The organism is Spelaeicoccus albus, assembly GCF_013409065.1.
Lineage (GTDB): Bacteria > Actinomycetota > Actinomycetes > Actinomycetales > Brevibacteriaceae > Spelaeicoccus > Spelaeicoccus albus.
In genome coordinates this window covers 3,106,223-3,131,727 of sequence record NZ_JACBZP010000001.1, presented here as the reverse complement: position 1 = coordinate 3,131,727, position 25,505 = coordinate 3,106,223, and the positions used below count along the sequence as shown (strand labels likewise).

Annotated in this window: 24 protein-coding genes; 22 read left to right on the top strand and 2 right to left on the bottom strand. The window is 68.3% G+C overall.

What is annotated here, in order from left to right:
* Positions 1-153 precede the first annotated feature (153 nt).
* From pyrR to BJY26_RS14475, 13 genes are all read left to right on the top strand, one after another.
* On the top strand, positions 154-696 hold the full coding sequence (gene pyrR / locus BJY26_RS14535; RefSeq protein WP_237248797.1) for a bifunctional pyr operon transcriptional regulator/uracil phosphoribosyltransferase PyrR: 543 nt from the start codon (positions 154-156) through the stop codon (positions 694-696).
* Positions 693-1,658, top strand: a complete 966-nt coding sequence (locus BJY26_RS14530) for an aspartate carbamoyltransferase catalytic subunit (RefSeq protein WP_179428936.1) — start codon at positions 693-695, stop codon at positions 1,656-1,658. Before pyrR ends, BJY26_RS14530 begins: the two co-directional genes overlap by 4 nt.
* A complete protein-coding gene (locus BJY26_RS14525; protein ID WP_179428935.1) occupies positions 1,655-2,962 on the top strand; it encodes a dihydroorotase in 1,308 nt (435 codons plus the stop codon). Before BJY26_RS14530 ends, BJY26_RS14525 begins: the two co-directional genes overlap by 4 nt.
* Positions 2,950-3,438 carry a PH-like domain-containing protein gene (locus BJY26_RS14520; RefSeq protein WP_179428934.1) on the top strand — a complete coding sequence of 163 codons (489 nt, stop codon included), beginning with the start codon at positions 2,950-2,952 and terminating at the stop codon, positions 3,436-3,438. Before BJY26_RS14525 ends, BJY26_RS14520 begins: the two co-directional genes overlap by 13 nt.
* Positions 3,435-4,595 carry a glutamine-hydrolyzing carbamoyl-phosphate synthase small subunit gene (carA, locus tag BJY26_RS14515; protein WP_179428933.1) on the top strand — a complete coding sequence of 387 codons (1,161 nt, stop codon included), beginning with the start codon at positions 3,435-3,437 and terminating at the stop codon, positions 4,593-4,595. The genes BJY26_RS14520 and carA overlap by 4 nt, the downstream gene beginning before the upstream one ends.
* Positions 4,596-7,886 (top strand): carbamoyl-phosphate synthase large subunit, encoded by a 3,291-nt coding sequence (gene carB, locus BJY26_RS14510; RefSeq protein ID WP_179428932.1) that lies wholly within the window; start codon positions 4,596-4,598, stop codon positions 7,884-7,886.
* Complete coding sequence (pyrF, locus tag BJY26_RS14505) at positions 7,883-8,749, top strand: orotidine-5'-phosphate decarboxylase (RefSeq protein ID WP_179428931.1); 867 nt, start codon at positions 7,883-7,885, stop codon at positions 8,747-8,749. The genes carB and pyrF overlap by 4 nt, the downstream gene beginning before the upstream one ends.
* 75 nt (positions 8,750-8,824) lie before the next feature.
* Positions 8,825-9,142, top strand: coding sequence for an integration host factor, actinobacterial type (gene mihF / locus BJY26_RS14500; RefSeq protein WP_179428930.1), 318 nt, complete (start codon positions 8,825-8,827; stop codon positions 9,140-9,142).
* Positions 9,139-9,693 (top strand): guanylate kinase, encoded by a 555-nt coding sequence (gene gmk / locus BJY26_RS14495; RefSeq protein WP_179428929.1) that lies wholly within the window; start codon positions 9,139-9,141, stop codon positions 9,691-9,693. The genes mihF and gmk overlap by 4 nt, the downstream gene beginning before the upstream one ends.
* Before the next feature lie 66 nt (positions 9,694-9,759).
* Positions 9,760-10,017: a DNA-directed RNA polymerase subunit omega gene (rpoZ, locus tag BJY26_RS14490; RefSeq protein WP_179428928.1), complete on the top strand. Its 258-nt coding sequence runs from the start codon at positions 9,760-9,762 to the stop codon at positions 10,015-10,017.
* A gap of 9 nt (positions 10,018-10,026) precedes the next feature.
* Positions 10,027-11,265 carry a bifunctional phosphopantothenoylcysteine decarboxylase/phosphopantothenate--cysteine ligase CoaBC gene (coaBC, locus tag BJY26_RS14485; RefSeq protein WP_179428927.1) on the top strand — a complete coding sequence of 413 codons (1,239 nt, stop codon included), beginning with the start codon at positions 10,027-10,029 and terminating at the stop codon, positions 11,263-11,265.
* Positions 11,262-12,434, top strand: coding sequence for a methionine adenosyltransferase (gene metK, locus BJY26_RS14480; protein WP_179428926.1), 1,173 nt, complete (start codon positions 11,262-11,264; stop codon positions 12,432-12,434). Before coaBC ends, metK begins: the two co-directional genes overlap by 4 nt.
* Before the next feature lie 38 nt (positions 12,435-12,472).
* The gene (locus tag BJY26_RS14475) at positions 12,473-14,500 is read left to right on the top strand and encodes a primosomal protein N' family DNA-binding protein (protein WP_179428925.1); all 2,028 of its coding nucleotides are present in this window, start codon (positions 12,473-12,475) and stop codon (positions 14,498-14,500) included.
* A gap of 31 nt (positions 14,501-14,531) precedes the next feature.
* On the opposite strand, the gene BJY26_RS14470 is transcribed toward BJY26_RS14475, so the two are convergent.
* Complete coding sequence (locus tag BJY26_RS14470; protein WP_218852433.1) at positions 14,532-16,166, bottom strand: APC family permease; 1,635 nt, start codon at positions 16,164-16,166, stop codon at positions 14,532-14,534.
* A 228-nt stretch (positions 16,167-16,394) separates the two neighbouring features.
* On the opposite strand from BJY26_RS14470, the gene fmt reads away from it, so the two are divergent.
* From fmt to hisF, 9 genes are all read left to right on the top strand, one after another.
* On the top strand, positions 16,395-17,333 hold the full coding sequence (fmt, locus tag BJY26_RS14465) for a methionyl-tRNA formyltransferase (RefSeq protein ID WP_179428923.1): 939 nt from the start codon (positions 16,395-16,397) through the stop codon (positions 17,331-17,333).
* Entirely contained in the window at positions 17,330-18,757 is a 1,428-nt protein-coding gene (locus BJY26_RS14460) for an RsmB/NOP family class I SAM-dependent RNA methyltransferase (protein ID WP_179428922.1), read from the top strand. The genes fmt and BJY26_RS14460 overlap by 4 nt, the downstream gene beginning before the upstream one ends.
* 201 nt (positions 18,758-18,958) lie before the next feature.
* Positions 18,959-19,630 carry a ribulose-phosphate 3-epimerase gene (gene rpe, locus BJY26_RS14455; RefSeq protein WP_179428921.1) on the top strand — a complete coding sequence of 224 codons (672 nt, stop codon included), beginning with the start codon at positions 18,959-18,961 and terminating at the stop codon, positions 19,628-19,630.
* Positions 19,627-19,890, top strand: coding sequence for a phosphoribosyl-ATP diphosphatase (locus BJY26_RS14450; protein ID WP_179428920.1), 264 nt, complete (start codon positions 19,627-19,629; stop codon positions 19,888-19,890). The genes rpe and BJY26_RS14450 overlap by 4 nt, the downstream gene beginning before the upstream one ends.
* A 14-nt stretch (positions 19,891-19,904) precedes the next feature.
* A complete protein-coding gene (hisG, locus tag BJY26_RS14445; RefSeq protein WP_179428919.1) occupies positions 19,905-20,750 on the top strand; it encodes an ATP phosphoribosyltransferase in 846 nt (281 codons plus the stop codon).
* A gap of 9 nt (positions 20,751-20,759) precedes the next feature.
* Positions 20,760-21,215 (top strand): PH domain-containing protein, encoded by a 456-nt coding sequence (locus tag BJY26_RS14440; protein ID WP_179428918.1) that lies wholly within the window; start codon positions 20,760-20,762, stop codon positions 21,213-21,215.
* Between the two features lie 44 nt (positions 21,216-21,259).
* Positions 21,260-22,456 (top strand): CaiB/BaiF CoA transferase family protein, encoded by a 1,197-nt coding sequence (locus BJY26_RS14435; protein WP_179428917.1) that lies wholly within the window; start codon positions 21,260-21,262, stop codon positions 22,454-22,456.
* 2 nt (positions 22,457-22,458) lie between these two features.
* Positions 22,459-23,976 (top strand): carboxyl transferase domain-containing protein, encoded by a 1,518-nt coding sequence (locus BJY26_RS14430; protein ID WP_179428916.1) that lies wholly within the window; start codon positions 22,459-22,461, stop codon positions 23,974-23,976.
* Positions 23,973-24,737, top strand: coding sequence for an imidazole glycerol phosphate synthase subunit HisF (hisF, locus tag BJY26_RS14425; protein ID WP_179428915.1), 765 nt, complete (start codon positions 23,973-23,975; stop codon positions 24,735-24,737). The genes BJY26_RS14430 and hisF overlap by 4 nt, the downstream gene beginning before the upstream one ends.
* 21 nt (positions 24,738-24,758) lie before the next feature.
* Here hisF and BJY26_RS14420 read toward each other — a convergent pair whose 3' ends face one another.
* On the bottom strand, positions 24,759-25,442 hold the full coding sequence (locus BJY26_RS14420; protein ID WP_179428914.1) for a TIGR03085 family metal-binding protein: 684 nt from the start codon (positions 25,440-25,442) through the stop codon (positions 24,759-24,761).
* Between the last annotated feature and the right edge of the window lie 63 nt (positions 25,443-25,505).

The window sequence follows — 25,505 nt, the reverse complement described above, 5'->3', positions numbered from 1 at the left end:
GTTCAGGCGGTGGCCGGGACGGCGTGCGGCTGGCGCACGCGCGGTCGTCCGACTCTACGTCACTCCCGGTCTCCGGCGCACCGGCGGCGCTGATACGATGGAGTCAACCACTCCTTTAACGACCGTCCCGTGAGGCGGGGAAGGGGGATCATAGTGCCGTCACGTCTCGTTCTGGACGCGGCAGAGATCCGCAGAGCCATTGCTCGCATCGCTTTCGAAGTGCTTGAGCACAATAAGGGCGCCGACGACCTTGTCGTCCTCGGAATTCCGACCCGCGGGGTACCGTTGGCCCGCCGGCTCGCCGAGAAGATCGCGGACGTCGAGGGGCGCAGCGATGCCGACGCGCTCTGCGGCAGCCTCGACATCACCATGCACCGCGACGATCTTTCGCGCCATCCGATCCGGCCGGTCGGCGCCACCGAACTGCCGCGCACCGGCATCGACGACAAGACAGTGGTCCTCGTCGACGACGTGCTGTATTCGGGCCGCACCATCCGCTCGGCACTCGACGCGCTCGGCGACCTGGGCCGGCCGCGCATCGTCCGGTTGGCCGTGCTCGTCGACCGCGGCCACCGAGAACTTCCCATCCGGGCCGATCACGTCGGCAAAAACCTGCCGACCGCGCTGGCCGAGCGCGTGCAGGTCAAACTACTCGAGACCGACGGCGACGACGCCGTCGAGATTGTGACCTCATGACCTACCGGCACCTGCTCGGCACCGAAGACCTCGACTACGCCGACGCCATCGAGACCCTCGATATCGCCGAAGAAATGGACCAGGTGTCCGGGCGCGAGATCAAAAAGCTCCCCACGTTGCGCGGCCGGACGGTCGTCAACCTGTTCTTTGAAGACTCCACCCGCACGCGAATCTCGTTCGAGGCCGCCGCCAAACGGCTCTCGGCCGACGTCATCAACTTTTCGGCCAAGGGGTCGTCGGTGTCCAAGGGCGAAAGCCTGCAGGACACGGCGCAGACCCTGGAGGCCATCGGCGCGGACGTCGTCGTCATCCGCCATCCCGGCTCGGGCGCGCCGCAACGTCTTGCCCACGCCGGGTGGATCGACGCCGGCGTGATCAACGCCGGCGACGGCATCCACCAGCACCCCACACAGGCGCTGCTGGACGCGTTCACGCTGCGCCGTCACCTGCATACGCGCGCGCCGGCCGGCCGCGATCTGGACGGCGTGCACGTGGCGATAGTGGGCGACGTCCTGCATTCGCGGGTGGCACGGTCGAACGTGTACCTGCTCACGACGCTCGGCGCGCACGTCACGGTGGTGGCACCGCCCACGCTGTTGCCGGTCGGCGTCGAGACGTGGCCGGCCACCATCAGCTACGACTTCGACGCCACTCTTGCCGGCAGCGATCTGGACGCCGTCATGATGCTGCGCGTGCAAGCCGAGCGGATGCACGAATCGTTCTTCCCGTCCGCGCACGAATACACGAGACGCTGGGGGCTGACCGACAAACGTGTGGCAAAGCTCGGCCCGTCAACGCTGATCATGCATCCCGGGCCGATGAACCGCGGATTCGAGATCTCGGCGGGCGCAGCCGATTCGGCCCGGTCGACGGTCACCGAACAAGTGTCGAACGGGGTGTCGGTGCGGATGGCCGTGCTGTACCTGCTCACGGCCTACGCCAAGGAAGAGGACAAAGCGTGAACTATTTGATCCGGGACGTGTCGCCGGCCGGCGGCCCGCGCGGTGAGCTGAAGATCGAGGACGGCGTGCTGGTCGCCGAATTCTCGCAGCCCGGCCTACGCGACGTGGAGGTCGTCGAGGCGGGCGGCCTGACCGCGCTGCCCGGCCTCGTCGACCTGCACACGCACTTGCGCGAACCGGGCCGGGAGGACGCCGAGACCGTCCTGTCCGGCTCCCGGGCCGCAGCGCGCGGCGGATTCACGGCAGTGCACGCCATGGCCAATACGGCGCCGGTCGCCGACACTGCCGGAGTTGTCGAACAGGTGTGGCGGCTCGGCCAAGAAGCCGGCTACACGGCGGTACACCCGATCGGCGCCGTCACCGTCGGCCTGGACGGCGTCCAGCTGGCCGAACTCGGCGCCATGGCCGACTCCGCCGCCGGCGTGCGGATCTTTTCCGATGACGGCAAATGCGTGCACGACCCGCTCGTGATGCGCCGCGCCCTCGAATACGTCAAGGCGTTCGACGGCGTGATCGCCCAGCATGCGCAAGAGCCCCGGCTGACCGGCGGCGCGCAAATGCACGAAGGCGACGTGTCCGCGGCGCTGGGGCTGCCCGGTTGGCCGGCCGTGGCCGAAGAAGCGATCATCGCCCGCGACGTGCTGCTGGCCGGCCACGTCGGATCCAGGCTGCACGTGTGCCACGTGTCGACTGCCGGCAGCGTCGACATCATCCGGTGGGCAAAGGCCCGCGGCGTCCGCGTCACCGCCGAGGTGACGCCGCATCACCTGCTGCTGACCGACGAAAAGGTGCGCACGTTCGACCCGGTCTTCAAGGTCAACCCTCCGCTGCGCACGGACGCCGACGTGCACGCCGTCCGCGAGGGCCTCGCCGACGGAACCATCGACATCGTCGCCACCGACCATGCCCCGCATCCGACCGAGGCCAAATCGTGCGAATGGTCGGCCGCGGCAATGGGGATGACCGGCCTCGAGACGGCGCTGTCCATTGTGGTTGCCACGATGGTGGAGCCGGGCCTGTTCGGATGGGACGACGTCGTGCGCGTCATGTCCACCCGGCCGGCCGAAATCGCCGGCCTGCCTGCCGGGACGCTCGAGCCCGGCTCGGCAGCCGACGTCGTCCTCGTCGATCCTGCCGCCCGGCGGACGGTCGACGTTGCCGCAATGGCCTCGACCGGCAGCAACACGCCGTTCGCCGGAATGGAACTGCCGGCAGCCGTGCACTCGACATTCTTCGCCGGCCGGCCCGTCCTGGCGGCCGGCGAGCTGGCCGACATCGGAAAGGCACACGAATGGGCAAACTGATCGGCGTCGTCGTCACCGTCGTGATCATCCTGCTCATCTTCGCGTTGATGCGCAGGGGCTGGACTTCCCGGCGCGGCAGGCAAGACGACATCCCGGCCCCGGCGGGCGTTCCGGCGGCGCCCGGCGAACCCGGGACGAGCGCCGAGGGCACGTACGTGTGCACGACGAGGGCCGGCGACTGGCTCGACCGCATCGCCGTGCACGACCTGGGGATCCGCACCGGCGCGGCCGTGGAAGTCTACGCCGGCGGCATTGCGGTGCGACGGGACGGCCAGCCCGACTTCTACATCCCGCGCTCCGACCTGCGGTCGGTGTCCACGGCCGACGGCATGGCCGGAAAATTCGTCGAAGCAGGCGGCCTCGTCGTCATCGGCTGGACCCTCGGCCACACCGACGTCGACACCGGATTCCGCACCCGGTACGCGGCCGACAAGACCACGCTCATCGAGAGCATTTCGCAACTGGAGGCATCATGACCGAACCACGCCGGCCGGCGACCCTGACCCTGGAGGACGGCCTGGAACTCACCGGCACCGCGTACGGCGCCCGCGGCACGGCGCTGGGCGAAGCCGTTTTCGTCACGGCCATGACCGGCTATCAGGAAACGCTGACCGACCCGTCCTATCACCGGCAGATCATCGTCCAGACGGCCCCGCACATCGGCAACACGGGCGTCAATGACGTCGACGACGAATCCACCCGCATCTGGGCGGCCGGCTATGTGGTGCGCGACGCGGCACGGCGCCCGTCCAGCTGGCGCTCGACCGGCGACCTGCGGGAGCGGCTCGAACGCGAAGGCGTGGTCGGTATCGCCGACGTGGACACACGCGCGCTGACCCGGCATCTGCGCGACAAGGGCGCCATGCGGATGGGCATCTTTTCCGGCCCGGAAGCTCCGGACCGGGCCGGCCGCCTGCAGGCGGTCCTCGACTCGCCCGTGATGGCCGGATCCGACCTCGCCGCCGAAGCGTCCACTGCCGAGGCATACGTCGTGCCGGCCGTCGGCACGAAACGGTTCACCGTCGCGGCCTTCGACCTGGGCATCAAGTCCATGACGCCGACCCAGCTCGCCGAACGCGGCCTGGAAGTGCACGTGCTGCCGGCGAACACGTCCTTCGAAACCCTCGAGAAGATTGCGCCGGACGGCGTGTTCTTCTCCAACGGGCCCGGCGACCCGGCCGCTGCCGACCGTCAGGTCGACGTGCTGCGCAGCGTGCTCGACCACCGCATCCCGTTCTTCGGGATCTGCTTCGGCAACCAACTGCTGGGTCGAGCGCTGGGGTACGGCACCTACAAGCTGCAATTCGGCCACCGCGGCATCAACCAGCCGGTTCTCGACAGGGAGACCGGCAAGGTCGAGGTCACCAGCCAAAACCACGGCTTCGCCGTCGACGCGCCGCTCGACGGCCCCTCGACGGCACCCTACGACGACGGCCGGTACGGGGCCGTCGAGGTGAGCCATATCTGCCTGAACGACAACGTCGTCGAGGGCCTGCGGGCGCTCGACGTTCCGGCGTTCAGCGTGCAATACCACCCCGAATCGGCGGCCGGCCCGCACGATTCCCGTTACCTGTTCGACCGTTTCATCGACTTGATGGACCGGATCGATCCGACGAGCCAAGGAGCCAAATAAATGCCGTTGCGGAGCGATCTGAAAAGCGTCCTGGTCATTGGATCGGGCCCGATAGTCATCGGACAAGCGTGCGAATTCGATTATTCCGGCACGCAGGCATGCCGCGTGCTGCGAGCCGAAGGACTGCGCGTCATCCTTGTCAACTCGAACCCGGCCACCATCATGACCGATCCGGAGATCGCCGACGCCACGTACATCGAACCCATCGCCCCCGAGGTGATCGAATCGATCATCGCCGCCGAGAAGCCCGACGCGCTGCTGCCCACCCTGGGCGGCCAGACGGCGCTGAACGCCGCCATCGAACTGCACGAGCGCGGCACGCTGGACAAATACGACGTCGAACTGATCGGCGCTAACGTCGCGGCCATCCAGGCCGGTGAGGACCGGCAACAGTACAAGGACATCGCGAAGATCTGCGGCGCCGAGGTCGCCGAATCAATGATCGCGCACACCATGCACGATTGCCTGGACGCCGCCGACAAGCTGGGCTACCCGCTGGTGGTGCGTCCCTCGTTCACCATGGGCGGGCTCGGGTCCGGTCTGGCGTACGACGAAAACGATTTGCGCCGGATCGCCGGGGCCGGGCTGCAGGACTCGCTCACGCACGAAGTCCTGCTGGAGGAATCCATCCTCGGGTGGAAGGAATACGAGCTCGAACTGATGCGCGACAACAAGGACAACGTCGTCGTGGTCTGCTCGATCGAGAACGTCGACCCGGTCGGCGTACACACCGGCGACTCCATCACGGTGGCCCCGGCGCTGACCCTCACGGACCGCGAATACCAGCGGATGCGGGACATCTCCCAAGCCATCATCCGTGAAGTCGGCGTCGACACCGGCGGATGCAATATCCAATTCGCCGTCCATCCCGACAACGGGCGCATCGTCACTATCGAAATGAACCCGCGCGTGTCCCGGTCGTCCGCCCTGGCCTCGAAGGCCACCGGATTCCCGATCGCGAAGATCGCGGCCAAGCTGGCCGTCGGGTACAGCCTCGACGAGATCCCCAACGACATCACCAAGGTCACGCCGGCATCGTTCGAACCGACCCTCGACTACGTGGTCGTGAAGGTGCCGCGGTTCGCGTTCGAGAAATTCCCGGCGGCCGATCCCACCCTGACCACCACCATGAAATCGGTGGGGGAGGCCATGGCGCTCGGTCGGAATTTCACCGAAGCCCTGCAAAAGGCTCTCCGGTCGCTGGAGAAGTCCGGTGCGGCGTTCCACTGGGACGGGGCGGTGCCCGATATCGCCGATCCGTCGGTGCGCGCCGACCTGCTGGCCCGCATCGGCCACCCGACCGACGAACGACTTGTCGCGGTCCAGCAGGGGTTGCGCGCAGGCCTCACGATCGACGAGGTCTACGCGGCATGCGGCATCGACCGGTGGTTCCTCGACCAGATCGCGTTGATCAACGAGATCGCCGAGGACGTGGCCGAGGCGTCCACTCTCGACGTGCCGGCGCTGCGCACGGCAAAACGGCACGGCTTCTCCGACGTGCAGATCGGCGCGCTGCGCCGGATCGACCCGGCGGTGGCGCGCGGCGTCCGGCAAGCACTCGGCGTCCGGCCGGTGTACAAGACCGTCGACACGTGCGCCGGCGAGTTCGAAGCCAAAACGCCGTACCACTATTCGACCTATGACGATGAGACCGAGGTGTCGGAACGGACCGAGCCGGTCGTCATGATCCTGGGCTCGGGGCCGAACCGCATCGGCCAGGGCATTGAATTCGACTATTCGTGCGTGCACGCCACCATGGCGTTGCGCGGCGCCGGGTACAAGACGGTCATGGTCAACTGCAATCCCGAGACCGTCTCCACCGACTACGACACTGCCGACCGGCTGTACTTCGAACCGCTCACGTTCGAGGACGTCCTCGAGGTCTACCAGGCCGAATGCGCGGCGGGCCCGGTGCTCGGCGTCATCTGCTCACTCGGCGGGCAGACGCCGCTCGGCCTTGCCGCCGACCTCAAGGCCGCCGGCGTGCCGGTCCTCGGAACGCAACCCGAGGCCATCGACCTGGCCGAGGATCGCGGAGCATTCGGCGCCGTGCTCGACGCGGCGTCCCTGCGCTCGCCCAAACACGGCACCGCCACGTCGTTCGACGGCGCTCGGCAGATCGCCGAGGACATCGGCTATCCCGTCCTGGTCCGCCCGTCCTACGTGCTGGGCGGCCGCGGCATGCAGATCGTGTACGACTCGGCCCAATTGTCCGATTACATGGAATCGGCCACCGAGGTCAGCCACGACCGTCCCGTGCTCGTCGACAGGTTCCTCGACGACGCCATCGAAATCGACGTGGACGCGCTCTTTGACGGCACCGACCTGTACATCGGCGGCATCATGGAGCACATCGAGGAGGCCGGAATCCATTCGGGCGACTCCTGCTGCGTACTGCCGCCGGCCACGCTCGGCTCGGATGTGCTCGCCCGCGTGCGCGAATCGACGAGAGCCATCGCCGAAGGGGTGGGCGTGAACGGGCTGCTCAACATCCAGTTCGCCCTGGCCGCCGACGTGCTGTACGTGCTTGAAGCCAATCCGCGCGCCTCCCGCACCGTGCCGTTCGTGTCCAAGGCGACCGCCGCCCCGCTGGCCAAGGCCGCCGCGCTGATGGCGACCGGCCGCACGGTCGCCTCGCTGCGCGGCACCGTGTTGCCGGCGTCCGGCGACGGCAGCAACCCGCCGGCCGACGTGCCGATCGCCGTCAAGGAGGCAGTATTGCCGTTCCGCCGGTTCCGCACGGCCGGCGGCGCCATCGTCGACAGCATCCTCGGCCCAGAGATGCGCTCGACCGGCGAGGTGATGGGCATCGACGTGGACTTCCCGACGTCATTCGCCAAGAGCCAGCAAGCGGCTTCGCAGACGCTTCCGGTCCGGGGCAAGGTTTTCTTCTCGGTGGCCGACCGCGACAAACGCTCGATGGTGTTGCCGGCGCGGCGGCTGGCCGAACTCGGGTTCGAACTGCTCGCCACCACCGGGACGGCCGAAGTGCTCCGACGCAACGGCATCATGTCGACCGTCGTGCGCAAGGGCACCGACGGCACCGGGCCGAACGGCGAGCCCACCATCATCGACCAGGTGCTGGCCGGGGAGATCGACTTGATAGTCAACACGCCGTCCGGCCGGGACGCCCGCGCCGACGGCTACGAGATCCGGGCAGCCGCCACCAGCGTCAACTGCCCGCTCATGACGACCATCCAGGAAATCGCGGTGGCCGTCAGCGCCATCGAAGTCGTCGCGAACGGACCGTTCCGCGTCAAATCGCTGCAGCAGTGGGGGGCCGGAGTATGACCTCGTTCGGCGCCCGGCTGCAGGCGGCGATTGCCGAATACGGTGGACTGGTGGTGGGCATCGACCCGCATCCGGGGCTGCTGGCGGCCTGGGGACTGGACGACAGCGCCGACGGTGCCGCCGAAATGGCAGGTGTCGTCATCGACGCCTTGGCCGGCCGCGTGGCAATGGTCAAACCGCAAGCCGCGTTGTTCGAACGTTTCGGCTCCTCCGGCATCGCTGCCCTCGAAGACACGCTCGAGCTGGCGCGCGACCGCGGCCTGTTGACGCTGTTGGACGCCAAGCGGGGCGATATCGGCTCGACAATGGTCGCGTACGCCGAGAGCTATCTGGGCAATGCGTCGCCACTTGCCGCCGACGCCGTCACGCTGTCGCCGTATCTCGGGTTCGAATCGCTGCGACCGGCCCTCGCTCTCGCAGCCGAGAACGAGCGCGGCGTGTTCGTGCTGGCCCTGACCTCGAACCCGGAAGGCGCTGCCGTCCAGCACGCCGGCATGTCCACCGGCCGGCCGGTGGCGGCCGGCATCGCCGACGCCGCGGCGGCCGAGAACGCGGCAGCGGCCGCGCACGGGACGCTCGGCTCGGTCGGGCTGGTCGTCGGGGCGACCATTGGAACCGTCGGGCGAGATCTCGGCATCGACTTCGCCGCCACCAACGCGCCGCTCCTGGCCCCCGGGGTGGGCGCTCAAGGCGCCACCATGCGCCAGCTGACCAGCGTCTTCGGCGCGGCGTTCACCGCCGGTCAGGTGCTGCCGACCGTGTCGCGCGCCGTGTTGGCCGCCGGACCCCGCCGAGACGAGCTCGGCCGCGCCGTCACCGAGCTGCAAGCCGATCTGACGTTGGTGCGCACTTCTGCCCGGTGACGAAAATGTGATAGTCATGAGCGAGACGAAGAACCCGCTGCGAGCGGCCGGTCGGAGTGGAAGAGGAGTAGGTACGTGGCATTATCCCCACTATCGCCCCAGCAACGAGCCGAGGCCCTGGACAAGGCCGCCGCGGCCCGGCGCGTACGTGCTGCGGTCAAGGACGACCTGCGCACCGGCAAGACGTCGCTACGCGCCGTCCTGGACAAGTCGGGAAGCGACGAGGCGCTGGGGAAGCTGAAGGTGTCGTCGCTCCTTGAGGCCTTGCCCGGTATCGGCAAGGTACGAGCCGCTCAACTCATGGAAGAGATCGGAATCGCCGGCACCAGGCGCTTGCGTGGACTCGGCACGCATCAACGGCGCGCGTTGCTGGAACGCTTCGAGACGTCGTGAGCCGACTGACCGTACTGGCCGGCCCCACAGCTGTCGGCAAGGGAACCGTGTCCACGTACATCCGGTCGCACTATCCGCAAGTGTGGCTGAGCGTGTCCGCTACGACGCGGCCGCCCAGGCCCGGAGAGATCGACGGCGTCCATTATCACTTCGTCACGCACGAACGGTTCGATGCCATGATCGAGAACGGCGAGCTCCTCGAGTGGGCCGTCGTACACGGCGTCAACCGGTACGGCACGCCGGCCGGGCCGGTGCGCGAGGCCATGGCGGCCGGCAAGGCGCCGCTGCTCGAGATCGATCTGCAAGGCGCGCGGCAAGTGCGCACCACCATGCCGGACGCGTACTTCGTGTTCCTCGCCCCGCCCAGCTGGGAGGAACTCGTGCGCAGACTCACCGGCAGGGGCACTGAAACGCAGGGCGAACAAGACCGTAGACTTGTCACGGCGCGCGAGGAACTCGCCGCCGAACCGGAATTCGATGCGACTGTCGTGAACAACGATATTCGGCAAGCGGCCGAAGAACTCGTATCATTGATGCAGGCCGACACGTAGTTCGGTCCGTCCCGATAAAGAACGTCCCGATAAAGAACGTCCCGATAAAGAACGTACGGAGAATTTGTGTCCGCAACACCTGAAGGCATCACCAACCCGCCGATCGACGACCTGCTTCAGATCGCCGAATCGAAGTACGCGCTCGTGATCCAAGGCGCCAAGCGCGCCCGCCAGATCAACGCGTACTACTCGCAGTTGCAGGACGGACTGCTGGAAAACGTCGGACCGCTGGTCCCGACCACGTTGAACGAGAAATCGCTGTCGATCGCGATGCGCGAGATCAACGAGGGCAAGGTCGTCGCCCACCTGCCCGCCGAAGACTAAGCGGCGGCAATGGCCCGCATCGTCCTCGGCGTCTCCGGCGGCATCGCCGCGTACAAGGCGGCGATGCTGTTGCGCCGGTTCACCGAGTCGGGGCACGACGTGCACGTCGTGCCGACGCGGGCCGCGTTGGAATTCGTCGGTTCGGCCACCTGGGAGGCCCTCTCCGGGCACCCGGTGCATACTGGCGTGTTCGAAAACGTCGCCGACGTCCCCCATGTGCGCCTCGGCCGTGCCGCCGACTTGGTAGTCGTGGCGCCCGCCACTGCCGACTTGCTGGCCAAGGCCGCTCACGGCAACGCCGAGGACCTGTTGACCGCTACGCTGCTGACCGCTACGGCGCCGGTGGTGCTGGCTCCGGCCATGCACACCGAAATGTGGCAACACCCGGCAACCAGCGAGAATGTCGCAACCTTGCGCAGCCGCGGCGCGATAGTGATCGACCCCGATTCCGGCCGACTCACGGGCGCCGACACCGGCCCGGGGCGGCTGCCCGATCCCGAGACCATCTATCAGGCTGCGCTTGCCGCATTGGCCCCGCGGGATCTGGACAGCGTCCGCGTGGTCGTCAGCGCCGGTGGCACCCGTGAACCTCTCGACCCGGTGCGTTTCCTCGGCAATCGCTCATCCGGCCGGCAAGGTCTGGCGCTGGCGCGCGCCGCCGCCGAACGCGGCGCCACCGTGCGCGTCGTTGCCGCCCATCTGGAGGACCCGGCGCCGTCCCACCTTGACGTGCGCGCCGTGAGCACGGCCGCCGAGCTCGAAACCGCCATGGCGGAAGAATCGGCGGACGCCGACGTCGTCATCATGGCCGCAGCAGTCGCCGACTACCGGCCCGCGCGCATCGAGAGCAACAAGCTGAAGAAATCCGGCGGATCCGGCATGTCCATCGACCTCGTGCAAAACCCCGACATCCTCCGCGGCTTGGTGACTGCCCGCGACGCCGCCGGCAGCCGCCGGCTCATCGTCGGGTTTGCGGCCGAGACCGGCGACGACGCCCACTCGGTGGTCGAATACGGGCAAGCAAAGCTCGCTTCCAAGGGCTGCGATCTGCTCGTCGTCAACGAGGTCGGCGCGCACAAGACCTTCGGCACCGACACCAACGCCGTGACGATCCTCGGCAAGGATTCCGGCACGCTGGCCGTCGTGACCGAACAAGCCAAATCGCAGGTGGCTCACGCCGTACTCGACGTCGTCGCGGAGCAACTACACCGCAGCGATCCCACCAGCAGCAAAGGACGACCCCAGTGACAAGTGCGCACCTTCGCCTCTTCACTTCGGAATCGGTCACCGAAGGCCACCCCGACAAGATTTGCGACCAGATTTCGGACTCGGTGCTCGACGCGCTCCTCATCGCGGACATCAACAGCCGCGTCGCCGTCGAGACAATGGTGACGACGGGCCTGGTGCACGTGGCCGGCGAAGTGCGCAGCACCGGCTACGTCGACGTGGCCGACATCGTGCGGCGGCGGATCATGGAGATCGGATACGACTCGTCCGACAAGGGGTTCGACGGCAACAGCTGCGGCGTCAGCCTTTCCATCGGCGCCCAGTCGGCGAACATCCACACCGGCGTCTTCGGCCGGGGCATCCCGGACGATCAAGGCGCCGGCGACCAGGGTCTGATGTTCGGGTACGCCAATGACGACACGCCCGAGCTGATGCCGCTGCCCATCTCGCTGGCCAATCGGCTTGCCGAACGGTTGACGGCAGTGCGCAAGGACGGCACCGTGCCCTACCTGCGTCCGGACGGCAAGACGCAGGTCACCATCGGCTACGACGGCGACCTGGCCGTCACTCTCGACACGGTGGTGCTCTCCAGCCAGCACGAAGAATCGACGGACGCCGACACCCTGCGCCAAGATGTCCTCACGCACGTGATCAAGCCGGTCATCTCGACGTCCGGGCTCGACATCTCGCAGACCCGGTTCATCATCAATCCGGCCGGTCCGTTCGTCATCGGCGGTCCGATGGGAGACGCCGGGCTGACCGGACGCAAGATCATCGTGGACACGTACGGCGGATTCGCCCGCCACGGGGGCGGCGCGTTTTCCGGCAAGGACCCCTCGAAGGTGGACAGGTCGGCCGCGTACGCCATGCGATGGGTCGCCAAGACGATTGTGGCGGCCGGGCTGGCCCGCCGCGCCGAAGTACAGGTCGCCTACGCCATCGGCCAGGCCGACCCGGTGGGCCTGTACGTCGAGACGTTCGGCACCGGCGTCGTCGCCGACGACCGCATCGCGGCCGCCATCCGGCAGGTGTTCGACCTGCGCCCCGGCGTCATCATCAGCGACCTCAGCCTGCTGGCCCCGATTTACCAGCGCACGGCCGCCTACGGCCACTTCGGCCGGCCCGACCAGGCGTTCAGCTGGGAGACCACCGGCCGGGCGGACGACCTGATCGCGGCCGCCGGCGCCTGAGCGGCCCCGGTGTCGGGCCTCGATGCCAGAATGGCGATGTGCCGGAAAAACGAGTGGACGAAGCGGCGGATGCCCTAGCGGCCCGCGAGCCCGGGCGGGTCGCCGAGGTGCTCATTGACTCCCCGGTGCCGCATCTGGACCGTCCGTTCGACTACGCAGTGCCGGCAGGGCAGCACATCGAACCGGGCATGCGGGTGCGGGTGCCGTTTTCCGGCCGCACGGCCGATGGCCTCGTCACCGCGTGCAAGGAGTCCACCGGACACGACGGCGAACTCGCCGAGATCGGCAGAGCCATCGCTGCCTTCCCGTTGGTGACGGGCGAACAATTGACGCTGTTCGGTGCGGTTGCCGATCGCTACGCCGGCACGCGCTCCGACGTCCTCCGGCTGGCTCTGCCGCCCCGCCACGCGCGCACCGAAGAACGGGTACTTGCCGAACCGGGTAGTGCCGCCGCCCCGGAGCCGCCCGGCGAACGCGATCTTTCCCTGTGGTCCGACTACGCGGGCGGCCGGGCCTTCATCGGGCGCCTTGCGGCCGGCGCCCCCTCCGGGCCCGCACGGCCCGGCGCGCCGGTACCGCGCGCCGCCGCCGCGCTGCTCCCCGGGGACGACGAATCCGGGCCCGCCGATCTGCTGGCCGTTGCAGCCAAGGCCGCTGCCGCAGCCGGACGATCGGCGCTGATAGTCGCTCCCGACTACCGCGACCTCGACAGGCTTGCCGAAGCGCTGACGAGGCGGGTCGGTCCGGACAAATTCGTGCGGCTGAGCGCCGACGAGGGAAATGCCGAGCGCTACGGTGCCTATCTGCGCGTGCTGCGCGGCACCCGCCGGATAGTGATCGGCACTCGGGCGGCCATGTTCGCGCCGGTGTCCGATATCGGGCTGCTGGCCCTCCTCGAGGACGGTGACGACCTGCTGGACGAACCGCGGGCGCCGTATCCGCACCCGCGGGAAGTGCTGCTGATGCGCTCGGCCGCGTCGGCCGCGCCGATCCTGTTCGCCGGCCATTCGCGCAGCACCGACGTGCAACGACTTGTCGAGAACGGCTACCTCGTCGACTTGCGAGCGGCCCGCGCCACGGTACGAGCGCGCGCGCCACGAATCGTCGCGCCCGACGACTCTCGCCCCGGTGACGGAGGAAGGCTCCCGGCCTCGGCGTTCCGCATCGTTCGGCGAGCACTGGGCATGGACCGCAGCCCGAACGCCGCCGGCCCCGTCCTGGTCCAGGTACCGCGTGCCGGCTACGCGCCGCTGCTCACCTGCGGCAGTTGCCGCAAGGCGGCCCGGTGCGCCGGCTGCCGCGGCCCGCTGGAGCAGCGGGACGCCGAATCGCCGCCGAGCTGTCGATGGTGCGGCAGACCCGTCGCCGCGTTCGCGTGCCCGGACTGCGGGGGTACGGAGCTGCGCCGCTCCGTGATCGGCGCCGGCCGCACCGGGGAGGAACTGGGACGAGCGTTCCCCGGCGTGAAGATGGTGCGGTCGTCCGGCGATCACGTGCTTGGCACGGTCCCGCCGGGCGCCGCCATCGTCGTGGCGACCGTCGGCGCCGAACCCGTCGTGCCCGGCGGCTATGCGGCGGCATTGCTGCTCGACGGCAATTCGCTCATTTCGCTGCCCGGGCTCCGCGCCGGCGAACAGGCGTTGCGCCGATGGCTGGCCGCGGCTGCGCTGGTACGGCCCGCGCCCGACGGCGGCACCGTGTTCATCGGTGCCGACGAAGAACGTACCGTCGGCGCGTTGGTCCGTTGGGATCCGGTGGGATACGCCGAACGGGAGCTCGCCGAACGTCGGGAACTGTCCATGCCGCCGGCCGTGCGAATGGCAGCCCTGTCCGGGCCGGCCGCCGCGTTGAACGATGTCGCGGACGAAGCGGGAGTGGCCGGGGACGGCGTCAGCATCATCGGCCCCGCGCCCATTCCGGATACGGACGATTCCCGCACGCTTGTGTTCTTCGGCTATTCCCGCACCGACGTGCCGCGGCAGCTGCGCGCCGCACTTGCGGCCCGCTCCGCCCGCCGGGCCGCAGAACCAGTGCGAGCCCGTGTCGATGACACGGGCTCGCTCTGATTTTTCGTTATGGGAACGTTATCGGATTGGGTTACTCGCCGGCGCCCTTCTGGTCCGGCTCGTCGATGTGCGTGTGGTGCACGGTCGAGACGACCTCCTCGGGCGTGAGGCGGTTCCTGACGCCGACCACGAAAACGATGATCGTCCAGACCAGTGCGCCGAGCTCCCCCCAGCCGAACCCGAGCAACTTTAGCGCTCCGTCGCCGTAAAAGCCGATCCAGCTGAGCAGCGCCAGCCCGGCCATCCAGAGCAGCATCCACCAGCCCGACTTCATCTGGAGCGGCGGGATCTGGCTGCGATCCTTGTGGAAGACGTAGTGGCCGATCAGCACGATGTAGCCGAGTGCTACCGCAACGAACAGTTTCCAGTTCGTGTCCCAGCCCGTCCAATACACGATCAGGTTGGCGCACAGGAATCCGATGAACGGAATCACGTCGCCTCCGGGAAGCTTGAACGGCCGCTCCTGTTTGGGAAGCTGGCGGCGCAAAGCGGCGACAACCACGGGCCCGCTGCCGAACGAGAGCACCGTGCCCGACGTGATGAACCCGACAAGTTTCGCCCACGACGGGAATGGGAGGAACATGAAGCACGAGACAACGAACATCACTATCAGGCCCGCCCATGGAACGCCCTGCTTGTTCAGCTTCGTCAGGAACTGCGGGGCGTTGCCGACGCGCGCTTGCGAGTAGGACAGGCGAGGGCTCAGGGCCGTGAAAATCAGGCCCGTGTCGGCCGGCGAAGCGATCGCGTCGATGTAGAGCACGACCGCCAGCCAGAAGGCGCCGAGCAGAATGGCGATCTCTGCCCACGGCCCGGCCTCATTGGTGAATGACAGTCCCGACCATCCACCGGAAAGCAGCTTGTCCGGAACGGCGCCGATGAAGGCGACCTGCAACAGGATGTAAATGATGCCGGTGACGACAATCGACCCGATGACGGCGAACGGAACGTTCTTTTGCGGGTTGTTCGTCTCGCCGGCGAACTCCACGCCTTGCCGGAATCCCAGGTACGAGAAGACGATGCCCGCCGCAGGCAGAGCCGCGAAGATCGGAGCCGGGCCCTCGGGGAGGAATCCGCCGAACCGCGCTTCGTGGAAGTGTCCCGGGTGGAACGCCAGCGACACCAGCACCACGATGATCAGCACGATCACGAGGAGTTTCCACCAGACGACGACGTTGTTCACGCGTGCGAACAAGCGCACGCCGAAGTAGTTGATGACGCAGAAGACGAGCAACAGCGCAATGCTGACGCCGATGCCGCCGCCCGTGAGGACGAGGACGCCATCGACGTTGTGCATCAGCCACGGCAGGTAGCTGGATGCGTACTGGACGGCTGCCATCACCTCGATCGGCACCGTTGCGGCAGCCGACAGCCAGGTGATCCACCCGCTGGTGTAGCTGGCGAACGATCCGAACGCGTAATGCGGATAGCGGATGACGCCGCCGGCGACCGGGAACATCACGCCGAGTTCTGCGTAGTTCATCGCGACGAACCCGATCATGACGGCGCCGAGCGCCCACGAAATGATGGCGCCGGGCCCGACCATGGCGGAGGCTTCGAAGGCACCGAACAGCCATCCCGATCCAATGATCGAGCCGACGCCGGTGAAGAGTAGGCCGATCTTGCCAATATCGCGTTTCAGGCCCTTGTCATGCTCGACTTTCACGCTCGTCGGCTGGCTCACCGGCGGTGGACTTGCTGAGGGCATCGTTGCCTCCCGAGTACGTAACGGATGTGGTTCCTGCGAATTGAAGTATTTACCGCTACGGGAGTGATGTCAATCATCAACGACCACCTACACCGGATAATTTGTGAAACACTCTCGCATCCCGCACGCTTCACAACATGCCCGGCTGGCCGCCGGGAGCGTCCGACGGTTCGCTAGCATGGGTGCGTGCGTGTGATTTTTGCCGGGACCCCCGAAGCCGCGGTGCCGTCGCTGGAGAAGATCGCCGCCGGCTCCCACGAGGTGGCAGCAGTACTGACCCGGCCGGACGCTCCGGTCGGACGTCGCCGGACCCTCACACCCAGCCCCGTGAAAACGCGTGCGATCGAGCTGGGGCTCGACGTGATCGAGGCATCGCGGGTCCGCGGCGACGTCATCGACCGCATTGCGGCGCTCGAACCGGACGCCGTGCCGATCGTCGCGTACGGCGCCATCATCGGTCCCCGCGCGCTGGCCGTCCCAAAGCACGGGTGGGTAAATCTGCATTTCTCGCTGCTGCCCGAATGGCGCGGCGCCGCGCCGGTCCAACGTGCCATCATGGCCGGCCGCCGGCAGACGGGGGCGACGACTTTCGCACTCGACGTCGGCGTGGACACCGGAGACATCCTCGGCACGCTGGACATGCCGATAGAACCCGGCACCACGTCCGGCGACCTGCTGGCCCGGATGGCCGGCGCCGGCGCCGACCTCTTGTTGCGGACACTGAACGAGCTGGAGGACGGCTCGGCGCGGTACACCCCGCAGCCGGAGACCGGTGCCACGTACGCCGAGAAACTCGCCACCGCCGACGGCCGGCTGGACTGGCGCGCATCGGCCGCCGAAATCGACGCCCGCGCCCGAGCCGTCACCCCGGCCCCCGGCGCATGGGCGACAATGGACGGTGCCCGCTTCAAGCTGGGACCGGTCAGTCCTCGGCCGGACGTGCCGACGCTGGAGCCCGGCGCGGTCCGGGTCGTGGCCGGCGACGTGCTCGTCGGCACCGGCGACACTCCCGTAGCACTGGGCGACATCGCGCCGCCCGGGAAAAAGACCATGCCGGCGCTTGACTGGGCCCGCGGCCTGCGCGGCGACAGCCATCGATTCGACACCCCGGAGGACGACGCATGACGCAAAGGCCGCATTACCACGGGCGAAGCGAGACGGCGCCCTCCAGGCGCACCAAACGGGCCGACCTGCCCCGTGCGACCGCCTACTCGGTGTTGCGTGCCGTCACCGAGGACGACGCATACGCGAATCTGATACTTCCGGGCCGACTCACCGGCGCACGGTTGAAGGGGCGGGACGCCGCCTTCGCCACCGAACTGGCGTACGGCACGCTGCGCGGGCAAGGACTCTACGACGCGGTCATCGCGCAGTGCACCGACAGGCCGACCGACAAGATCGAACCGGCGGTGCTCGACGTTTTGCGCATGGGCGCCCACCAGCTGCTGCACATGCGGGTCGGCGCGCATGCCGCCGTCGACTCGTCGGTCGCCCTGGTCCGCGAAAACGTGAGCGTCGGCGCATCGAAGTTCGCCAACGCCGTCCTGCGCCGGATCAGCGAAGCCGACACCGAGACCTGGAACCAACGCATCACCGACGGCCTGACCGGTAACGCTCGGTCGGCAGTGATGTTCAGCCACCCCGAATGGATAGTCCGCGGCCTGCGCCAAGCGCTCATCGCGCACGGTCGTTCGGCCGACGAGCTCGAAGAACTGTTGGATGCCGACAACACGCCGGCCCGGCCCGCGTTGACCGCGCTGCCGGGCCTGAGCACCCCTGCCGAGCTCGCGGACGGCGGCGCCGAGCCGGGGCGGTGGTCGCCGTTGGCCGCAGTCGTGGCCTCCGGCGCTCCCGGCGACTTCTCGCAGGTGCGTGCCGGCACGGCCCGGGTTCAGGACGAAGGCTCGCAACTCGTGACGTTGGCCATGCTGCACCCCGACACGCCGGACGAACGGTGGCTGGACCTGTGCGCCGGCCCCGGCGGTAAGGCGGCCCTGCTGGCGGCGTCCGCTGCCCGGCGCGGTGCGTCCCTGACGGCCGTGGAGGTCAGTCGGCACCGTGCCGCGCTGGTCGCCGGCGCCCTCGACCCGGTTCCGGGCGACAGCGAAGTGGTGACTGCCGACGGGCGCCGGATCGGCTCCGAACAGCCCGAAGCGTTCGACCGCGTACTCGTCGACGTGCCGTGCACCGGACTGGGCGCGCTCCGCCGGCGCCCGGAAGCCCGATGGCGTCGCCGCCCGGCCGATATCGCCTCACTCGGCCCGTTGCAACGCGAACTCCTCGATTCGGCTGTCGCCGCGACCCGGCCGGGCGGCGTCATCGCGTTCACCACGTGTTCGCCGCACCCTGCCGAGACGCTGGCCGTCCTCGACGACGTCGTGACGGCGCATCCCGGGCTGAGCGTGCTCGATGCGCCGGCCGTGCTGGACGCCGTGGTCGGCCGCGACGTCGGAGCGGCCAGTCGCAAGACCGGCGACGGGCGTGCCGCGCAGTTGTGGCCGCACCTGCACGGCACCGACGGGATGTTCCTGGCACTGCTGCAAAAGTAGCCGTTCGACGTTTCCGGCCTGCCCCGGCCGTCCGCGGGGTGGTTTGTCAGTCGTGGGGTCATATCTACTGCACCGTGGCGGACAACCAGCCCCGTCCTGGACACATAACCCCGTCGCGGACAACCAGCCCCGTCTTGGACACAGAGCTCCGCGGTGGACGGGCGACCCCGCCGGCTTGGTACACCCGATAGAGTTGTGGCCGTGGCCCTCGACATCAATCCGTCCATTCTGTCCGCGGACTTCGCCAATTTGGAGTCCGAGCTTGCCGCCATCAGCAGCGCCGACTCGGTGCACGTCGACGTGATGGACGGCCATTTCGTGCCGAACCTGACTATCGGACCGCCCGTCGTGAAGCGGCTGGCCGAGGTGGCGCCGATTCCGCTCGACGTCCACCTCATGATTGAGCGCGCCGACGCGGATGCCGTGTCGTACGCCGAGGCAGGCGCCCGGTCCGTGACCTTCCATGCCGAAGCGTCGTCCGCGCCGGTGCGCTTGGCGCGGGAAATCCGCGCGGCGGGCGCTCGCGCGGCAATTGCGCTGCGGCCCGCGACCCCCATCGAGCCGTACATCGACTTGCTGGCCGAATTCGACATGGTGCTGATCATGACCGTCGAGCCCGGCTTCGGCGGCCAATCGTTTCTCGACACGATGCTGCCGAAAATCGGCCGCACCCGGAAGGCCGTCACCGACGCGGGGCTCGATGTGCGCATCCAGGTCGACGGCGGCATCACGGCCTCCACCATCGGCCGTGCCGCTGAAGCCGGTGCCGACGTGTTCGTCGCGGGATCGGCCGTCTACGGCCGGGACGATCCGGCCGCGGCAATCGAGTCCCTGCGGCGCGCGGCCGCGATTGGCATAGGGTTGAACGCGTGAAGGATTTCGAATCGCTGTTCGCCGAATTGAGCGATAAAGCCGCAAGACGGCCCGAAGGGTCACGGACGGTTGCCGAACTCGACGCCGGCGTGCACGCCATCGGCAAGAAGGTCGTCGAAGAGGCCGCCGAGGTCTGGATGGCCGCCGAGTACGAGACGGACCATGAACTGGCCGGCGAGATCTCGCAGTTGCTCTACCATCTGCAGGTGCTCATGCTGGCCAAGGGACTGACCCCCGGCGACGTGTACGACCAACTCTGACGAGGAATTCTTCTATGCTCCGCATCGCGGTTCCCAACAAAGGCGCCCTGGCCGAGGACGCCACCACTATGCTCACCGAGGCCGGCTACCTGCCGGCCCGCGAATCCCGCAAGCTCTCGCGCACCGACCCGGACAACGACGTCGAGTTCTTCTTCCTGCGTCCGCGCGATATCGCGGTCTACGTGGGGGAGGGGATTGTCGACGTCGGCATCACGGGTCGCGACATGCTCCTCGACTCCGGCGCGGACGCCGACGAGCTCACGGCGCTCGGCTTCGGCCTGTCCACCTTCCACTACGCCGGCCCGGCCGGGCAGTTCGGCTCGGTGTCCCAACTCGACGGCAAGCGCATTGCCACCTCGTACCCGGGCCTGGTCCGGGCCGATCTGGAGCGCAACGGCGTCGATGCGCGCATCGTGGGCCTCGACGGGGCAGTGGAGATCGCCATTCAACTCGGCGTGGCCGATGCGATCGCGGACGTCGTCGAGACCGGGTCCACCTTGCGTTCGGCGGGCCTGGAGATCTTCGGCGGCCCGCTCATGTCCAGCGAAGGCATCTTGATCGGCAGGCACGGCGTACCGCGGACGCCGGCCGTCGACGTCCTCGTGCGCAGGCTCGAAAGCGTCATAGTCGCCCGAAGCTACGTGCTGATCGACTTCGACTGCCCCGTTGCGCTGCTCGACGAGGCGAGCAAGGTCACTCCCGGGTTCGAATCACCGACCGTGTCGCCGTTGCACGATCCGAGCTGGGTGGCGGTGCGCTCGATGGTGGCGCGCGACCAGAGCAACAAGACAATGGACGCTTTATACGCGTTGGGCGCCCGGGCAATCCTTGTCACAAGCATCCACGCCTGCCGCATGTAGTCGGCCGACATGCCCTCCGAACCCCTCGACTACTCGCCGTTCACGCCGCGGCGCACGCGTTTCGTCCTGCTCACGTTCGCCGTGCTCGTCATCGTGGCGTTCACGGCGCTGGCGGTCATGTTCTTCATCATCGACGTGACCGGGTACACCGGGTGGGACGCCGCCATGCTCGTGGCGCTGGGCGCGCTGATCGCGGTGTTCCTCGGCATGCTGGGCATGGTGAAAGCGGTACCGAGCACGAGCGGGCTCTACGTGCGCAACATCTTGTCGCGTCGACAGCTCGAATGGGCCGAAATCATTGCGGTCCGGCTCGTCGAACAATCCGGCGACCCGTGGGTCACTTTGGACTTGTCCGACGGCACGACCACGGCAGTGATGGCCATCCAACGGTCCGACGGGCGGCACGGCAGTAACGAAGCCGTGCGGCTGGCGTTGTTGGTTGATGCCAATTCGCCGACCGATTGACGCCGGGTAACTTGTAATCGATAAGGCGACAACGAAGAGGAACTATGGACACCACCGAGAACACAGACGTCGGCCCGCTGACCGGGTACACGGTCGTCGACCTGACTCGTGCCCTGGCCGGCCCGCACGCCGGCATGATGCTGGGCGACATGGGCGCCCGGGTCATCAAAGTCGAGACCCCCGACCGCGGCGACGACACCAGGCACTGGGGGCCGCCGTTCGTGGGCCCGGACGACGACCCGCAAGCAACGTACTTCTTGTCATGCAACCGGAACAAGGAATCGATCGAGCTCGATCTGAAATCCGATGCCGGCACCCGGATCCTGACCAAAATGATCGAACGCGCCGACGTCCTGCTGGAGAACTTCCGCACCGGAGTCCTCGAACGCCTCGGCTTCTCGATGCCCCGGCTGCTGGAGATCAACCCGCGACTCGTCGTGCTCTCCATCACCGGCTTCGGCCACGACGGGCCCGAGGGCGGCAGAGCCGGCTACGACCAGATCGCTCAAGGCGAAGCGGGCCTCATGTCGATGACCGGTGCCGGCCCCGACGACCCGCAAAAGGTCGGCGTGCCGATCGCCGACCTGCTGTCCGGCATGTACGGGGCGTTCGGCGTCCTCGCCGCGCTGCTGCAGCGCGAACGCACCGGCAAGGGGCAGATCGTGCGCACCTCGCTGATGGCCGCGGTCATCGGCGTCCACGCGTACCAAGGCACCCGCGCGACGGTCGCCGGCGAGGTCCCGGTCGCGGCCGGCAACCACCACCCGTCCATCAGCCCGTACGGACTTTTCCACTGCAAGGGCGGCGCCGTTCAGATCTCGGTCGGATCCGACGGCCTGTGGCGGCGCTTGTGCGCCAGGTTCGGCCTTGACGCGGACGCCCCCGGCATGCAGACCAACCCCGAACGGGTGCGCCGACGCGACGAGGTCATCGAACTCGTCGAATCGGCGTTTGCCGCCTACGAAAGCGAAGAACTGCTGGCCATCCTTGCCGAAGCGGGAATTCCGGCCGGCAAGGTGCGAAAGCTCGACGAGGTCTACGCCTGGGACCAAGTGGCCTCGCAGGGGCTCGTGATCGACGTCGACCACCCGATTCTTGGCGATATCAAACTCCCCGGGTCGCCCTTGCGTTTCTTCGACGCCGACGGCGGCAGTGAGCGCGAGACCACCCGCGCGCACCACGACAGTCCGCCGCTTCTGGGGCAGAACGAGGCCGACATCATGGCCTGGCTGGACGAGTAGCCATGGCGAAGAAACACCGGCTGAGCGCGCGCGAACTCGTCGACGCCGTCGTCGACCCCGGCACCTTCCGCTCCTGGGACGCGCCGCCGCTTGAACCGGCGGTCGCCGACGGCGCGGCCTATGCGGCCGAGCTCGAGGCCGCCCGGGAGAAATCCGGCGTCGACGAGTCCGTGATCACCGGCGAGGGCCTGGTGCGTGGACGTCGCGTCGTGCTGTTGGCGTGCGAATTCCGGTTCCTTGCCGGGTCGATCGGCAGCGCGTCGGCCGAACGGCTGGTGCAGGCGATCGAACGAGCAACCGCCGAGGGACTGCCGCTTCTTGCCGGCCCGGCGTCCGGCGGCACCCGCATGCAAGAGGGCACGCTGGCGTTCTTGTCGATGGTGAAGATCTCGGCGGCGCTCGCCGAGCACCGTGCCGCCGGCCACCCCATCCTGGTGTACCTGCGCCATCCGACCACGGGCGGCGTTCTGGCGTCCTGGGGGTCGCTCGGGCACGTGACGGTGGCCGAGCCGGGCGCGCTGATCGGATTCCTCGGTCCGCGCGTGTACGAGGCCCTGTACTCCCGGCCGTTCCCGGAGGGCGTCCAGACCGGCGAGAACATGTACCGCCACGGCCTCATCGACGCGGTGCTGCCGCCGGAAAAGATCGCCGACACCGTCGACAAGGCCCTGGCAGTGCTGATGGCACCGCGCGACACCCTGGCCGATGTGTCCGAACCTGCTCAGGAGGACATCCCCGACGTCCCGGCCTGGGAGTCGATCACCCGTTCGCGCAATCCCGATCGCCCGGGCGCGCGCGACCTGCTCCGCTACGGCGCCTCCAACGTGCTGCCGCTGAACGGCACGGGCGAGGGGGAGAACGACCCGGGGCTCGTACTGGCGCTTGCGAAATTCGGCGACGCGCCGTGCGTGTTCTTGGGTCAGGACCGGCGCGGCCAGTCCAAGTACGCGCCGATGGGGCCCGGTGCGCTGCGGGAAGCCCGGCGCGGCATGCGGATGTCGCGGGAGCTTGGTCTTCCTCTCATCACGGTGATCGACACGCCGGGCGCCGCGCTCAGCCAGGAAGCCGAGGAAGGGGGAATGGCCGGCGAAATAGCGCGGTCCATGACGGACTTGGTCATGCTCGAATCGCCGACCGTGTCGGTGCTGATCGGCGAGGGCACCGGAGGCGGCGCCCTGGCCATGGTGCCGGCCGACCGGGTGCTGTGCGCGCAAAACGGGTGGCTGTCGCCGCTGCCGCCCGAGGGCGCAAGCGTCATTGTGCACCGCAACACCGACCGGGCCGCGGAAATGGCCGAATCGCAGGGCGTCCGCTCACTGGACCTGCTGCGGGACGGCGTCGTCGACCATGTGGTGGCCGAACGTCCGGATGCCGCCGAGGAGCCCGTCGAATTCTGCCGGCGGCTTGCCGCGATGCTGCAATACGAAATAGTCACCCTGCTCCGCCAGCCGCAACGGCAGCGATTCGCCGGGCGCCTGCGCCGGTACCGTGCGCTCGGTATGAGGGACGCGGCGCAGTGAGCGCTGCAGCGGTACGGGTCATTCCGTGCTTGGACGTGGACGCCGGCCGCGTCGTGAAAGGCGTGCGGTTCGACGGCCTGCGCGATGCCGGCGACCCGCTCGAGCTCGCTGCCGACTACGACCGGCTGGGCGCGGACGAACTCACGTTCCTCGACGTCACGGCGTCCAGCGCCGGCCGAGAGACCACCTATGACGTGGTGCGCCGCACCGCCGAACAAGTGTTCATCCCGCTCACCGTCGGCGGGGGAGTACGCACCGTGTCCGACGTCGATGCGCTCTTACGCGCCGGCGCCGACAAGGTCTCCGTCAACACGGCCGCCGTGGCCCGGCCCGAACTCATCGGCGAGATCGCGGCCCGGTTCGGATCGCAAGTGCTCGTTCTCTCCCTCGACGCCAGGCGCGCCGGCAGCTGTCCGTCCGGCTTCGAAGTGACGACGCACGGCGGACGCACCGGCACCGGAGTGGACGCAATCGACTGGATTGCTCGCGCCGAGGCCCTCGGGGTGGGCGAAGTGCTGCTCAATTCGATAGATGCGGACGGCACGAAATCCGGGTTCGACCTCGAACTGATCGGCGCGGCCCGCCAAGCGGTCTCGGTGCCGTTGATCGCCAGCGGCGGCGCCGGATCGGCCGAGCACTTCGTACCGGCCGCGCGCGCCGGGGCCGATGCGCTCCTTGCCGCGAGCATCTTCCACTTCGGCCTTGTCACGATAGGACAGGTGAAGGCCGCGCTGGCCGCCGATGGATTCCCGGTGCGCTGAAGGGGCTTTCCGCTGAACCGGCTATGAGCCGAGTCGCGGCTTGGTCGTGCGGAACGCCCGGACGTCGGACTCGTCGCCGTCCACCGTGACATCGGCCGGCCGCCCGGAGGCCATCAGCGTCAGCTCGGTGACGGTTCCCGTGACGATGACGCTCCCGCCGGCACCGCGCTTGACGGCCTTCCGCACGCCGTCCGGACGCCGCAGGATCACCCCGACCGGGGAGGAACGGAAATACAGCAGCGCCCCCAACCCGGTCAGCTGCGACCAGATCGCCTCGGAGTAGCTGCCCGACAGCGGGGGCGTGGTATCGGTCTCGCCGGCCTTGCTCACGTCGAGCAAGTGGATGAAGAACTCCATCAAGTCCGCCGCCCGGCCGACGCGCGGGATCGCCGCCAGGCTGATCGCCGGCGGGCCGGCTCGGAACCGTTCCACCAGCGCCGTGAAACCGGCAGTTGTCCGCGCGGCCGTCAGCAAGTCCCGGTGCACCCGCGAACTGCGACTTTTCAAGGGGGCGATCACCCGGCCGGCCAATCGCCCCAGCGGCAGATCGGGACGGGCTTCGCGGACCCACAGATGCGTGGCCAGATCGGCCGCGCGCCATCCTTCGCACAGCGTGGGAGCTTCCGGGCCGGCCGCTTCCAGGGCGTCGGCCAGATCGGCCCGCCCCGTCTCGGCCGACAACAATGGCTGCGGTGTATCGGACATAGTTCATGGTGTCACACGCCGCGGTCTTTGACCTTCCCGCCCGGACCTCGATTTCCACGGCTC